Source organism: Streptomyces sp. NPDC088785 (assembly GCF_044750685.1).
Lineage (GTDB): Bacteria > Actinomycetota > Actinomycetes > Streptomycetales > Streptomycetaceae > Streptomyces.
In genome coordinates, this window is record NZ_JBIVKH010000021.1 from 1 (window position 1) to 14,016 (window position 14,016).

Consider the following 14,016-nt stretch of genomic DNA (forward strand, 5'->3'; position numbering starts at 1 on the left):
AAGACGACCCACCAGGGGCGCGGGGAACTGCGCGACCAGCCACGACGGCGGCGCACCCGAAAGACGACCCACCAGGGGCGCGGGGAACTGCGCGAGAAGCGGCCACCGGCGCGCGCCCGAAAAACCACCCAGGGGCGCGGGGAACTGCGCGACCAGCCACGACGGTGGCGCGCCCGAAAGACGACCCCAGGGGCGCGGGGAACTGCGCGAGACGCGGCCACCGGTGCGCACCCCCAAAGAACCGCCCAGGAGCGCGGGGAACCGCTCAGTAGAGGTCGGGGCGGCGGTCGGTGAAGACGTTGTTGTGGGCGCCGAGAGACTTGTCGCGGGCCTGCGCGAGATCACAGGACGCCAGCAACAACGCCGGCCCCCCACTAGGCACCCGCCCGGCGACCGGAAACCCGTCGGGGTCGACGATCACCGAGCCCCCGGTCCAGACGACCCCGCGCTCGTCCCCGGCCCGATCGGCGACGGCCACATACATCCGGTTCCCCGCGGCAGCGGCCTGCGCCTTGACGACCTCGGCCGGCCGCTCCCCCTCGGGCCGCGGGAACAGCGGCCAGTTCACGGGCGCGCACAGCAGCTCGGTCCCGGCGAGCGCCGCCCGCCGCACCCACTCGGGGAACTCCAGGTCGTAGCAGACCATGACCCCGATCCGCCCGACGCCGTCGATGTCGACGGTCGGGGGCGCCGCGTCGCCGGGTACGAAGAAGTCCTTCTCGGTGCCGAAGAGGTGGGCCTTGCGATAGACGGCGCGCAGCTCGCCGGCCGGGTCGACGACGACGGCGGAGTTGCGGACCCGGCCCTCGGCGTCGAGTTCGGCGAGGCCCGCGACGAGGGTGACCCCGTGCCGCCGGGCGGCGGCCGACCAGGCGGTGACGGTCGGCCCGTCGACCGGTTCGGCGAGCGCGCGGGCCTCGGCGACGGACGCGAAGACGTAGCCGCTGTTGGCGAGTTCGGGCAGTACGACGACCCGCGCACCGGCGCGGGCGGCGGCCTCGACGGCCTCCTCGGCGGCGGCCAGGTTCTCGGCGACGTCGCCGACCCCGAGGGCGAGCTGGGCGCAGGCCACGGTGGTCATCGGCCGGCCGTCCCGCTCCGTGGAGTCGTTCATCGCGGAGCCTTCCCTCTCGCCGTACGGGGGCGCGCGGGCGCACGCCTGGTGTCGGCTGGACCCTAACCCGCGCCCCCCGGGCCCGTCTCCGCCCATCCGGCCAAATGCGCCTCACGCACCTGGACACGGCGTACGGAGCCCGGTCAGCTGCCGGTGCCGGCGCTCTCCGGCCGCTCCTGCGCCTGCGCCCCCGCCCGCTCCTCCGGCCGGTCCTCCGGCCGGTCCTCCGGCCGCTCCGCCACCCGGGGGACGATCTCGGTGCCGCGCACGGCGGCCCGCGCCCGGGACCGGGAGACCGCGACGCCGGCCAGGCACAGCGCACCGCCGAGCAGGGTCAGCCAGCCGGGCACCTCGTCCAGGAACAGCCAGCTCAGCAGGACGACGATCGCGGGCACGGCGTACGTCGTCGCGCCCATCTTCCCGGCGGGCGTGCGGGCGAGCGCGTACGTCCAGGTGGTGAAGGCGAGCGCGGTGGGCACGACGCCGAGGTAGACCATGTTGAGCGTCGCGGACATCGGGGCGCGGGACGCCTCGGAGACCAGCTGGCCGGAGAACGGCAGGCAGACCGCCGTACCGATCAGGCAGGCGAACGCGGTGACCTGGAGCGGGGAGCCGTACGACAGGGCGGGCTTCTGGGAGACGACGCCGACCGCGTACGCCACGGCGGCCAGCAGGCACAGCGCGACACCGCCGACCAGCTCGCCCGTGCTGCCCCCGACGTCCCCGGAACCCGAGGAACCGGCCGACATCGACAGGCCGACCACGGCCGCTCCGGCGAACGACACGCCCATCCCGGTGAGCAGCCGCGGCGGCAGCCCCTCGCCGAGCAGCCGGGCGGCGAGCAGCGCCATCAGGATCGGGCCGACGTTCACGAGCAGGGCGGCGGTGCCGGCGTCGACGAGCCGCTCGCCCCAGTTCAGCGCCACCATGTAGGCGCCGAACCACACCACGCCCGACACCGCGATCCCGCGCCAGGCGCCGCGCGGCGGCAGCCCCTCGCGGCGGATCAGCACCAGCGCGACGAGCACCACCGACCCGGCGAGCAGCCGCCCGAGGGCCAGCGCGCCGGGCGAGTAGGCGGCGCCCGCGCTGCGGATGGAGACGAAGGCGGAGGCCCAGGCGAGCACGGTGAAACAGGCGGCGCCGACGGTGAGCGGGCCGGGTGCGGGACGCGGATCCTGAGGGGTCATACGGGGGAGGGTACGGAGAAAACCGTGCGGGGGGCACCGGAATTCCGAGGCCCGGAGCGGGGGTGGCGCCGGTCCCACTCCGCGGAACCGATCGGCGCCCCCGGGCGGCCCCCGGCACAATGGAGCCATGCCGATACCCGGGATACCCACCGACAGTCCGACCCGCGCCGCCCTGATCGACCACCTCGTCCGCACCCGCATCGCGGGCGACGTGGCCACGCCCCGCGAGAACAACCTCTCCCACTACCGCAAGCTCGCGAACGGCGACCGGCACTTCTGGCTGGGCCTGGAACTCGGCGACCGCTGGACCGACGAGCAGGACGTGCTCTCGGTGATGGCCGAGCGCTGCGGGGTCGTCGACGACCCGGAGCACCGCTACGGGCAGGACACCATCGACCCGGAGCTGACGGTGGACGCGCTGGAGCGGATGGCCGCGCGGCTGCACAAGGCGGCCGAGGACCGGCAGCGCGTGCTGTTCGCCACCGGACACCCGGGCGGGCTGCTCGACGTGCACCGGGCGACGGCGGCGGCGCTGCGCGCGGCCGGCTGCGAGATCGTCGTGGTCCCCGAGGGGCTGGCCACCGAGGAGGGCATGGTCTTCCAGTTCGCGGACGTGGCGATGCTGGAGCGCGGGGCGACGCTGTGGCACACGCACTCCCCCGACCCGATGACACGGATCCTGGACGGCCTGGAGCGCGCCGGGCGTCCGCTGCCCGATCTGGTCGTCGCCGATCACGGGTGGGCGGGGTGCGCCGCCCAGCGCGGGATCGACTCCGTGGGGTACGCGGACTGCAACGATCCCGCGCTGTTCGTCGGGGAGGCCGAGGGCACCATGCAGGTGACGGTCCCCCTGGACGACCACGTGACGAGCCCGCGCCACTACGACCCGATGACGGCCTACCTGCTGACCGCGGCCTCGCTCCTGAACTAGCCCCGCACCCGGCCCGGCGTCCGTGTGCGGCTCTCGCCGGGGAGGCCGCGCGGCGCCACCGGGGCCGGTGCTACCAGGGGTCCAGGCCCGCCTCGCGGCGCTGGGCGAATCCGGGGGTCGGGTCCAGGTACACCCGTCGTACGGCGGGGAACCGCTCCTGCAACCGCCGGGCGGCGTCCTCGCAGGCCCACTCGATCTGCGCGGCGGTGGACGCGTCCCGGAAGTCGACCTTGGCGGCGACGAGCGCCTCCCGGGGCCCCTGCACCAGCGTCGTCAGCTCCAGCACGCTCTCGACGTGCTCGCTGCCGAGCAGCAGCGTGCGGATCTCGTCGCGCACGGACCGCGGCAACGGCCGCCCCACCAGCAGTTGGGCGTTGGACCGCCCCAGCACCCAGGCGACCCACAGCAGCAGTCCCCCGATGCACAGCGAGGCGATCCCGTCCCACACCCCGGACCCGCTCAGCTGGCCGCCCAGCAGCCCGCCGGCGGCGAGCAGCAGGCCGGCGAGCGCGGCGCTGTCCTCCATGACGACGGCCTTCACGGCGGTGTCGGGCGTGTGTTTCAGGTACGTGCCGAAGGACGCCTTGAACCGGGCCGCCTCCCCCCGCGCCTGCCTGACGGCGGTGCGCAGCGAGAAGCCCTCCAGCAGGAAGGCGACGGCGAGCACGATGTAGGAGACCAGCGGATCGCCCAGGTCCTCACCGGCGACGAGGGTGTGGATGCCGTCGTAGAGGGAGAAGACGGCGCCGCCGACGAACGTGGCGACGGCGGCCAGCAGCGCCCACACGTACCGTTCGCCGCCGTGGCCCAGCGGGTGGTCCTCGTCGGCGGGCTTGGCGCCGCGCTTGAGGGCCGTGAGCAGCATCAGTTCGGTGACGGTGTCCGCGAAGGAGTGCGCGGCCTCGGAGAGCATCGCGCTGGAGCCGCTGATGAGCCCGGCGACGGCCTTGGCGAGCGCGATGCCGAGGTTGGCCGCCGCGGCGACGAGCACCGTGAAGACACTCTCCCCACCGCCCTGCCCCGCGTCGTCGGACCCGTCCGCCACCACGTCACCGCCGTCCCGTACATCCACGTACGGGACCATATGTCCGATCAGCGCGGAACGCGAACCACGCCTTCCTGGATCACGGTGATCGCGAGCCGCCCGTCCTGGGTGTGGATGCGGGCCTGTCCGAGGCCCCGGCCGCCGGACGCGGACGGCGACTGCTGGTCGTAGAGGAGCCATTCATCGGCGCGGAAGGGCCGGTGGAACCACATGGCGTGGTCGAGGGAGGCCCCGACGACGTCGCCGACGGCCCAGCCGCCGCGCCCGTGGGCGAGCAGCACGGAGTCGAGGAGGGTCATGTCGGAGACGTAGGTGGCGAGGCAGACGTGGAGCAGCGGGTCGTCCGCGAGCTTGCCGTCGGTGCGGAACCAGACCTGCGAGCGCGGCTGCTGCGGCTCGCCGACGAAGGCGAACGGCGGCGCGTCCACGTACCGCAGGTCGACGGCCTCGCGCGCTTCGAGCAGCCGGCGGACGCGGTCGGCGCCGAGGACGCCGGTGTAGCGGGGCAGCATCTCGGCGGCCGTCGGCAGCGACGCCGGGTCGGGCGCGGGCGGCATGTCCGCCTGGTGCTCCAGACCGTCCTCGTACGTCTGGAAGGACGCGGAGAGGTGGAAGATCGGCTGCCCGTGCTGGATGGCGACGACCCGCCGGGTGGTGAAGGAGCGGCCGTCCCTGATCCGGTCGACGGTGTAGACGATGGGCGCGCCGGGGTCCCCCGCGACGAGGAAGTACGCGTGCAGGGAGTGCGCGTGCCGGTCGGCCGGGACGGTGCGGCCGGCGGCGACCAGCGCCTGGGCCGCCACCTGTCCGCCGAAGACCCGGGGGACGACGGCGGACCGCGACCGGCCCCGGAAGATGTCCTCCTCGATCCGCTCCAGGTCGAGCAGATCGAGGAGGGACTGAAGTGCCTTGTTCATGCGCTCAGTTGTATGCGACGTCCGGGTCCCGTGGGTTACAGGCCCATGTTCTTCGCGATGATCATCTTCATGACCTCGCTGGTGCCGCCGTAGATGCGGTTGACGCGGTTGTCCGCGTACAGGCGGGCGATCGGGTACTCGTTCATGAACCCGTAGCCGCCGTGCAGCTGGAGGCAGCGGTCGATGACGCGGTGCGCGACCTCGGTGTTGAACAGCTTGGCCGAAGCGGCCTCGGCGGCGGTCAGCTCACCGGCGTCCAGGGCCTCCAGGGCGCGGTCGGCGACGGCCTCGGCGGCGTCCACCTCGGCCTGGCAGGCGGCCAGCTCGAACTTGGTGTTCTGGAAGGACGCGACCGGCTTGCCGAAGACGGTGCGGTCCTGCACGTACTGCTTGGCGAACGCGACGGCGGCCTTGGCCTGCGCGTACGCGCCGTAGGCGATGCCCCAGCGCTCGGAGGGCAGGTTCTGGCCGAGGTAGTAGAAGCCCTTGTTCTCCTCGCCCAGCAGGTCCTCGACGGGCACCTTCACGTCGACGAACGCCAGCTCGGCGGTGTCGGAGGTGCGCAGGCCCAGCTTGTCGAGCTTGCGGCCGATCGAGTAGCCCTCGGACGTGGTGTCGACGGCGAAGAGCGAGATGCCGAAGCGGCGGTCGTCGGCGGTCGGCGCGGCGGTGCGGGCGCAGACGATGACGCGGTCGGCGTGCACGCCGCCGGTGATGAACGTCTTCGAGCCGTTGAGGACGTAGTGCGTGCCGTCCTCGGAGAGCTTCGCCGTGGTCTTCATGCCGGCGAGGTCGGAGCCGGTGCCCGGCTCGGTCATCGCGAGGGCCCACATCTCCTCGGCGGTGACGAACTTCTCCAGGTAGCGCTTCTTCTGCTCGTCGGTGCCGAGCATCTTGATGTACGGGAGCGCGAGCAGGACGTGGACGCCCGAGCCGCCGAAGGTGACGCCCGCGCGGGCGGTCTCCTCGTACTGGATGGCCTCGAACTTGTGCGTCTCGAGGCCGGCGCCGCCGAACTCCTCCGGCACGTTGATGCCGAACAGGCCCAGGTCGGCGAGCTTGGTGTACAGCTCGCGCGGGACGATGCCCTCCTGGAACCAGGCGTCGTAGTGGGGGACGACCTCGGCCTCGACGAAGGCGCGCAGGGTCTCCCGGAACGCCTCGTGGTCCTCATCAAAAACGGTACGGCGCACGGAGAACTCTCCCTCTACGACGACTAAGCGCTTGCTCATAACAACGTTACCGGCCGGTCACCGGAGCGTCCAGAGATACACGTCACTCCGCGGCGGTCGCGAACGCCCCGCGCGCCAGCCGGTGCAGCATCCGGGCGGTGCTCTCCCGCCCGGGCAGCGACTGCGGGCGGCTCAGGTGCGGGGTGGAGTTCAGCAGGCCGAAGACGGCGTGGACGGCCACGCGCGCGTGCGGTTCGGCGAGGTCGGGGTGGACCTCGCGCACGACCTCCACCCACAGCTCCACGTACTGGCGCTGGAGGGAGCGCACCAGCTTGCGGTCGGTGTCGCGCAGGCGGTCCAGCTCGCGGTCGTGCAGCGTGATCAGGTCCCGGTCGTCGAGGGCGAAGTCGATGTGGCCCTCGATGAGCGAGTCCAGCAGCGCCTGCGGGCCGTGCTCGGCCTCGGCGAGCCGGCGCCGGCCGCCGGTGAGCAGCTGGCCGCTGATGCCGACGAGGAGCTCGGCGAGCATCGCGTCCTTGCCGGCGAAGTGGCGGTAGAGGCCGGGGCCGCTGATGCCGACGGCGGCGCCTATCTCGTCCACCCCGACCCCGTGGAACCCGCGCTCGGCGAAGAGCCGGGCGGCCTCTTTGAGGATCTGCTCGCGACGGGTGGGGGCATCGGTTCTGGTGGCTCTGGAGACCATGCGTCGATTCTAGACAGCGAGGTTAGCGGACGTTAACCTGAAGGCGACTGGTTAACGGTCATTAACATCACGACGTGGTGAGGGGACCGCAGGATGCAGGAGGCACCTGAGCTGACGAGCGCGGCCGATCCCGCCTCGGAGGCCTGGCGGGCCAATGAGGCGGCGCACCGGGCGCTCGCGGCCGAGCTGCGCGAGAAGCTGGCGGCCGCCCGGCTCGGCGGCGGCGAGCGCTCCCGCGCCCGGCACACCGCGCGCGGCAAGCTGCTGCCCCGCGACCGCGTGGACACCCTGCTCGACCCGGGCTCCCCGTTCCTGGAGCTGGCCCCGCTGGCGGCCGACGGGATGTACGGGGACCAGGCCCCGGCCGCCGGGGTCATCGCCGGCATCGGCCAGGTGTCGGGCCGCGCCTGCGTGATCGTCGCCAACGACGCGACCGTCAAGGGCGGCACGTACTACCCGATGACGGTGAAGAAGCACCTGCGCGCCCAGGAGGTGGCGCTGGAGAACCGGCTGCCGTGCGTCTATCTGGTGGACTCCGGGGGCGCCTTCCTGCCGATGCAGGACGAGGTGTTCCCCGACCGCGACCACTTCGGGCGGATCTTCTACAACCAGGCGCGGATGTCCGGCGCGGGCATCCCGCAGATCGCGGCGGTGCTCGGCTCGTGCACGGCCGGCGGCGCGTACGTCCCGGCGATGAGCGACGAAGCGGTGATCGTCCGCAATCAGGGCACGATCTTCCTCGGCGGCCCGCCCCTGGTGAAGGCGGCCACCGGCGAGGTCGTCACGGCCGAGGAGCTGGGCGGCGGCGAGGTCCACGCGCGGATCTCCGGCGTCACCGACCACCTCGCCGAGGACGACGCGCACGCGCTGCGCATCGTGCGGACCATCGTCTCCACCCTGCCCGAGCGCGGCCCGCTGCCGTGGTCGGTGCGCCCGGCCGCCGAGCCCAAGGTGGACCCGGCGGGCCTGTACGGCGCGGTCCCGGTCGACCCGCGCACCCCGTACGACGTCCGCGAGGTCATCGCCCGGGTCGTCGACGGCTCGCAGTTCGCCGAGTTCAAGGCCGAGTTCGGGCAGACGCTGGTCACCGGCTTCGCCCGGATCCACGGCCACCCGGTCGGCATCGTCGCCAACAACGGCATCCTGTTCGCCGAATCCGCCCAGAAGGGCGCCCACTTCATCGAGCTGTGCGACCAGCGCGGCATCCCGCTGGTGTTCCTCCAGAACATCTCGGGCTTCATGGTCGGCAAGGACTACGAGGCGGGCGGCATCGCCAAGCACGGCGCCAAGATGGTGACGGCGGTGGCCTGCACCCGCGTGCCGAAGCTGACGGTGGTGATCGGCGGCTCGTACGGCGCGGGCAACTACTCGATGTGCGGCCGCGCGTACTCGCCCCGCTTCCTGTGGATGTGGCCCGGCGCGAAGATCAGCGTCATGGGCGGCGAGCAGGCCGCGTCGGTGCTGGCGACGGTCAAGCGCGACCAGACGCAGGCGCGCGGCGAGGAGTGGCCCGCGGACGCCGAAGAGGCGTTCAAGGCCCCGATCCGCGCCCAGTACGACACCCAGGGGAACGCGTACTACGCCACGGCGCGGCTCTGGGACGACGGCGTGATCGACCCCCTGGAGACCCGCCAGGTCCTCGGCCTGGCCCTGACCGCCTGTGCCCACGCGCCGCTTCCGGAGAAGTCCGGCGGCTTCGGCGTCTTCCGGATGTGAGAGGAGCTTAGGGAAGTGTTCGACACAGTCCTGGTCGCCAACCGCGGCGAGATCGCCGTCCGCGTCATCCGTACGCTGCGGCAGCTCGGCATCCGCTCGGTGGCGGTCCACAGCGACGCCGACGCGGACGCCCGGCACGTGCGCGAGGCCGACGAGTCGGTGCGCATCGGCCCGCCGCCCGCCGCCGAGAGCTATCTGTCGGTGGAGCGGATCGTCGAGGCGGCCCGGCGCACGGGCGCGCAGGCGGTCCACCCGGGATACGGCTTCCTCGCGGAGAACGCGACGTTCGCGCGGGCCTGCGAGGACGCGGGCCTGACCTTCATCGGCCCCTCCCCGGACGCGATCGCGCTGATGGGCGACAAGATCCGCGCCAAGGAGACGGTCGAGGCGGCCGGCGTCCCGGTGGTGCCCGGCGGCCGCGACCCGGACCTGGCCGCGGCCGCGCGCGAGCTGGGCGCCCCGGTGCTGCTCAAGCCCTCCGCGGGCGGTGGCGGCAAGGGCATGCGGCTGGTGCGCGAGCTGTCCCTGCTGGAGGAGGAGATCGCCGCCGCGCGCCGCGAGGCCCGGACCTCCTTCGGCGACGACACGCTGCTCGTGGAGCGGTGGGTCGACCGCCCCCGGCACATCGAGATCCAGGTCCTGGCCGACGGGCACGGCGGCGTCGTGCACCTCGGCGAGCGCGAGTGCTCCCTCCAGCGCCGCCACCAGAAGATCGTCGAGGAGGCGCCCAGCGTGCTCCTCGACGACGCGACCCGGGAGGCGATGGGCGCGGCGGCCGTGGAGGCGGCCCGCTCGTGCGGCTATCGGGGCGCGGGCACGGTGGAGTTCATCGTCCCGGGCGACGACCCGTCCGCGTACTACTTCATGGAGATGAACACCCGCCTCCAGGTCGAGCACCCGGTCACCGAGCTGGTCACCGGCCTGGACCTGGTGGAGTGGCAGGTGCGGGTCGCGGCGGGCGAGCGGCTGCCGTTCGCCCAGGCCGACATCACGCTCACCGGGCACGCGGTGGAGGCCCGGCTGTGCGCCGAGGACCCCGCGCGCGGGTTCCTCCCCTCGGGCGGCACGATCCTCGCGCTGAGCGAGCCCGAGGGCGACGGGGTGCGCACCGACTCCGGGCTCGGCGTGGGCACCGAGGTCTCCTCGCTCTACGACCCGATGCTGGCGAAGGTCATCGCGTACGGCCCCGACCGGGACACGGCGCTGCGCCGGCTGCGGGCCGCGCTGGCGCGGACGGTGACCCTCGGCGTGCCGACCAACGCCGGCTTTTTGCGCCGCCTGCTGGCCCATCCGGCGGTCGTGGCGGGCGCGTTGGACACCGGTCTCGTGGAGCGCGAGGCCGACGCGCTGGTCGAGGCGGACGTCCCGGCGGCGGTGTACGCGGCGGCGGGGGTGCTGCGCCAGCGGGCGCTCGCCCCGGCGGACGGCGGCGGCTGGGTGGATCCGTTCGCGCGGCCCGACGGCTGGCGCCTGGGCGGCGTCCCCGCCTGGACCGTGCACCACGTCCGCGTCCCCGGACACGACCCGGTCGAGGTCCGCGTCCGCGGCACCGAGGTCCTGGTCGACGGCGTCCCGACGGTCCCCGCCCGCCTGACGGCGTCCGCGGGCGACTGGCTGGGCCGCGACGGCGACGCGTGGCAGGTCCGCGACCACGACCCGGTGGCGGCGGCCCTGACCGGCGCCGGGTCCGGCGGCGCGGGCTCCCTCACCGCGCCCATGCCCGGCACGGTGACCGTCGTCAAGGTGGCGGTCGGCGACGCCGTCACCGAGGGCCAGAGCCTGCTGGTGGTGGAGGCGATGAAGATGGAGCACGTCATCGCGGCCCCGCACGCGGGCACGGTCACCGAGCTGGACGTGACCCCGGGCACGACGGTCGCCATGGACCAGGTCCTGGCGGTGGTGGAGCCACCGGCGCGGCCGGCGGCACCGGGCGAGGAGGCCGCACAGTGAGCGCACTGCCCATGGTGGTCCCCGCCGAGCACCTGCCCGCCCGCGTCCGCATCCACGAGGTGGGCCCGCGCGACGGCCTCCAGAACGAGAAGTCCACGGTCCCCACCGAGGTCAAGGCGGAGTTCGTCCACCGGCTGGCCCGGGCCGGCCTGACCACCATCGAGGCCACCAGCTTCGTGCACCCGAAGTGGGTTCCCCAACTGGCGGACGCGGAGACGCTGTTCCCCGCGCTCCAGGACCTGCCCGCCGAGGTGCGCCTGCCGGTCCTGGTGCCGAACGAGAAGGGCCTGGACCGCGCCCTGGCGCTCGGCGCCACCCGCATCGCGGTGTTCGCCAGCGCCACCGAGTCCTTCGCGAAGGCCAACCTGAACCGCACGGTCGCCGAGTCCCTGGCGATGTTCGCGCCGGTGGTGGCCCGCGCCCGGGAGGCGCGGGCGCACGTGCGCGGCTATCTCTCCATGTGCTTCGGCGACCCGTGGGAGGGCCCGGTCCCGGTGTCCCAGGTGGTCTCCGTCGCCAAGGCCCTGCGGGACCTGGGCTGCGACGAGCTGAGCCTCGGCGACACGATCGGCGTGGCCACCCCCGGCCATGTCCGGGCCCTGCTCGCGGCGCTGACCGCGCAGGGCGTGCCCGTCGACGTGCTCGGCGTGCACTTCCACGACACCTACGGGCAGGCGCTCGCCAATACCCTGGCGGCGCTCCAGCTCGGCGTGCGCACGGTCGACGCGTCCGCCGGCGGCCTCGGCGGCTGCCCGTACGCGAAGAGCGCCACCGGCAATCTCGCCACCGAGGACCTGGTGTGGATGCTGCGCGGGCTCGGCATCGAGACCGGCGTCGACCTCGGCCTGCTCACCGACACCAGCCGGTGGATGGCCGGACACCTGGGCCGACCCAGCCCCTCCCGCACCGTGCGTGCCCTCTCCGCGACCCCCCAGGAGCAGTGACGACGATGGACCACCACCTCTCCCCCGAGCACGAGGAACTGCGGCGCACCGTCGAGGAGTTCGCGCACGAGGTCGTCGCGCCGAAGATCGGCGACTACTACGAGCGGCACGAGTTCCCGTACGAGATCGTGCGCGAGATGGGCCGGATGGGCCTGTTCGGGCTGCCGTTCCCGGAGGAGTACGGCGGCATGGGCGGCGACTACCTGGCGCTCGGCATCGCGCTGGAGGAGCTGGCCCGGGTCGACTCCTCCGTCGCCATCACGCTGGAGGCCGGCGTCTCGCTCGGCGCGATGCCGATCCATCTGTTCGGCACCGAGGAGCAGAAGCGGGAGTGGCTGCCGAGGCTCTGTTCGGGCGAGCTGCTCGGCGCGTTCGGGCTGACCGAGCCGGAGGCGGGCTCGGACGCGGGCGGCACCCGCACCACGGCCACCCGCGACCCGGAGAGCGGCGACTGGGTGGTCAACGGCACGAAGTGCTTCATCACCAACTCCGGTACGGACATCACCGGTCTGGTGACGGTGACGGCGGTGACCGGGCGCACGGCGGACGGCAGGCCGCTGATCTCGTCGGTCATCGTGCCGTCCGGGACGCCCGGCTTCACGGTCGCGGCGCCCTACTCGAAGGTGGGGTGGAACGCGTCGGACACCCGCGAACTGCACTTCGACGACGTCCGGGTGCCGGCGGCGAACCTGCTGGGCACCGAGGGCCGCGGCTTCGCCCAGTTCCTGCGCATCCTCGACGAGGGCCGCGTCGCGATCTCGGCGCTCGCCACCGGCCTCGCCCAGGGCTGTGTCGACGAGTCGGTGAAGTACGCCAAGGAGCGGCACGCCTTCGGGCGGAGCATCGGCGGCTTCCAGGCGATCCAGTTCAAGATCGCCGACATGGAGATGAAGGCGCACACCGCGCGGCTCGCGTGGCGGGACGCGGCGTCGCGGCTGGTGTCCGGGGAGCCGTTCAAGAAGGAGGCGGCGCTCGCGAAGCTGTACTCGTCGACGGTCGCGGTGGACAACGCGCGCGAGGCGACCCAGATCCACGGCGGCTACGGCTTCATGAACGAGTACCCGGTGGCGCGGATGTGGCGGGACTCCAAGATCCTGGAGATCGGGGAGGGCACGAGTGAGGTGCAGCGCATGCTGATCGCCCGTGAACTGGGGCTCACCGGCTAGGAATCGGCCCGTCGGCGGGCCGGTCGCCCCGCCCCCTGGACATCACAGGAACTTAGGTTAACCTACCCTCAGTTCTGCGCCCCTGCCGGGAAGGGTTCCGGCACGTCCGAAAGCGGCCCGTGATGTCCCACTCCCGACTGTCCCGCCCCACCCGCCGCGGCCTGATCGCCGCCGGCGGGGCCCTCGGCCTCGGCGCCGCGCTCGCCGCCTGCGGCGGCGACTCCGGGGACGGCGGTTCGGCCGCGGCGAGGACCACGGAGAAGCCCGGCCCCTGGTCGTTCGAGGACGACCGGGGCACGACCGTGAAGCTGGACGCGCCCCCGGCGAACATCGTCGCCTTCACCGGCGTCGGCGCCGCCCTCTACGACTACGGCATCCAGGTCAAGGGCGTCTTCGGCCCGACCACCGGCAAGGGCGGCAAGCCGGACGTGCAGGCCGGCGACATGCCGGTCGACAAGGTCACCGTCATCGGCAACACCTGGGGCCAGTTCAACATCGAGAAGTACGCGGGCCTGGCGCCCGACGTCCTGATCAGCACGATGTTCGACAGCGCCGGCACCCTCTGGTACGTCCCCGAGGAGTCCAAGGACAAGATCGCCGAACTCGCCCCGAGCGTCGGCGTCTCCGTCTTCGACCGCCAGCTGACCAAGCCGCTGGAGCGGATGTACGCGCTGGCCGAGTCGCTGGGCGGGGACCTGAAGGACGCGAAGGTCGTCGCCGCGAAGAAGCGCTTCGAGGACGCGGCCGCCCGACTGCGCAGGGCCGCCAAGGCGCACCCCGACATCAGGGTCCTGGCCGGTTCGGCGAGCGCGGACATCTTCTACGTGTCCGGCACGGACCTCTCCATCGACCTGGAGTACTTCAAGGCCCTCGGCGTGAACTTCGTCGAGCCGCCGGCGAAGGCGAAGAAGGACTCCGGCGGCTGGTTCGAGAACCTGAGCTGGGAGAACGTCGACAAGTACCCGGCCGACATCATCATGATGGACGACCGCGCCCAGGCCCTCCAGCCCGACGCCATCGAAGAGGGCACCTGGAAGAAGCTGCCGGCCGTCAAGGCGGGCCAGGTCATCGCCCGCTCCCCCGAGCCGATCCTGTCCTACGACAAGTGCGCCCCGCTCCTGGAGCACCTCGCCCAGGCGATCGAGACCGCGAAGAAGGTGTCCTGACC

General features: G+C 73.0%; 12 protein-coding genes. 6 read left to right on the top strand and 6 right to left on the bottom strand.

Going from position 1 to position 14,016, the window contains the following annotated elements; genetic code table 11:
- Positions 1 to 265 precede the first annotated feature (265 nt).
- Complete coding sequence (locus ACIP5K_RS34185; protein ID WP_401416067.1) at positions 266 to 1,114, bottom strand: nitrilase-related carbon-nitrogen hydrolase; 849 nt, start codon at positions 1,112 to 1,114, stop codon at positions 266 to 268.
- A gap of 143 nt (positions 1,115 to 1,257) precedes the next feature.
- The gene (locus ACIP5K_RS34190; protein ID WP_401416069.1) at positions 1,258 to 2,304 is read right to left on the bottom strand and encodes a DMT family transporter; all 1,047 of its coding nucleotides are present in this window, start codon (positions 2,302 to 2,304) and stop codon (positions 1,258 to 1,260) included.
- Positions 2,305 to 2,431: 127 nt separating this feature from the next.
- Here ACIP5K_RS34190 and ACIP5K_RS34195 point away from each other — a divergent pair, with 127 nt between their 5' ends.
- Entirely contained in the window at positions 2,432 to 3,235 is an 804-nt protein-coding gene (locus ACIP5K_RS34195) for a phosphatase (RefSeq protein ID WP_401416072.1), read from the top strand.
- 70 nt (positions 3,236 to 3,305) lie between these two features.
- Here the strand turns inward: ACIP5K_RS34195 and ACIP5K_RS34200 are convergent, their stop codons facing one another.
- From ACIP5K_RS34200 to ACIP5K_RS34215, 4 genes are all read right to left on the bottom strand, one after another.
- Positions 3,306 to 4,319, bottom strand: a complete 1,014-nt coding sequence (locus ACIP5K_RS34200) for a cation diffusion facilitator family transporter (protein WP_401416075.1) — start codon at positions 4,317 to 4,319, stop codon at positions 3,306 to 3,308.
- An 8-nt stretch (positions 4,320 to 4,327) separates the two neighbouring features.
- The gene (locus ACIP5K_RS34205) at positions 4,328 to 5,197 is read right to left on the bottom strand and encodes an acyl-CoA thioesterase (RefSeq protein ID WP_401416077.1); all 870 of its coding nucleotides are present in this window, start codon (positions 5,195 to 5,197) and stop codon (positions 4,328 to 4,330) included.
- A gap of 35 nt (positions 5,198 to 5,232) precedes the next feature.
- Entirely contained in the window at positions 5,233 to 6,390 is a 1,158-nt protein-coding gene (locus ACIP5K_RS34210; protein WP_401416188.1) for an acyl-CoA dehydrogenase family protein, read from the bottom strand.
- An 82-nt stretch (positions 6,391 to 6,472) separates the two neighbouring features.
- Entirely contained in the window at positions 6,473 to 7,072 is a 600-nt protein-coding gene (locus ACIP5K_RS34215; RefSeq protein WP_401416080.1) for a TetR/AcrR family transcriptional regulator, read from the bottom strand.
- Between the two features lie 93 nt (positions 7,073 to 7,165).
- Here ACIP5K_RS34215 and ACIP5K_RS34220 point away from each other — a divergent pair, with 93 nt between their 5' ends.
- From ACIP5K_RS34220 to ACIP5K_RS34240, 5 genes are all read left to right on the top strand, one after another.
- Complete coding sequence (locus tag ACIP5K_RS34220; RefSeq protein ID WP_401416082.1) at positions 7,166 to 8,788, top strand: carboxyl transferase domain-containing protein; 1,623 nt, start codon at positions 7,166 to 7,168, stop codon at positions 8,786 to 8,788.
- 15 nt (positions 8,789 to 8,803) lie between these two features.
- Positions 8,804 to 10,738 carry a biotin carboxylase N-terminal domain-containing protein gene (locus ACIP5K_RS34225; protein ID WP_401416084.1) on the top strand — a complete coding sequence of 645 codons (1,935 nt, stop codon included), beginning with the start codon at positions 8,804 to 8,806 and terminating at the stop codon, positions 10,736 to 10,738.
- Positions 10,739 to 10,749: 11 nt separating this feature from the next.
- Positions 10,750 to 11,682 carry a hydroxymethylglutaryl-CoA lyase gene (locus ACIP5K_RS34230; RefSeq protein ID WP_401416190.1) on the top strand — a complete coding sequence of 311 codons (933 nt, stop codon included), beginning with the start codon at positions 10,750 to 10,752 and terminating at the stop codon, positions 11,680 to 11,682.
- Between the two features lie 5 nt (positions 11,683 to 11,687).
- Complete coding sequence (locus ACIP5K_RS34235; RefSeq protein ID WP_401416192.1) at positions 11,688 to 12,848, top strand: acyl-CoA dehydrogenase family protein; 1,161 nt, start codon at positions 11,688 to 11,690, stop codon at positions 12,846 to 12,848.
- 122 nt (positions 12,849 to 12,970) lie between these two features.
- The gene (locus tag ACIP5K_RS34240; protein WP_401416087.1) at positions 12,971 to 14,014 is read left to right on the top strand and encodes an ABC transporter substrate-binding protein; all 1,044 of its coding nucleotides are present in this window, start codon (positions 12,971 to 12,973) and stop codon (positions 14,012 to 14,014) included.
- The last annotated feature ends 2 nt before the right edge of the window (positions 14,015 to 14,016 follow it).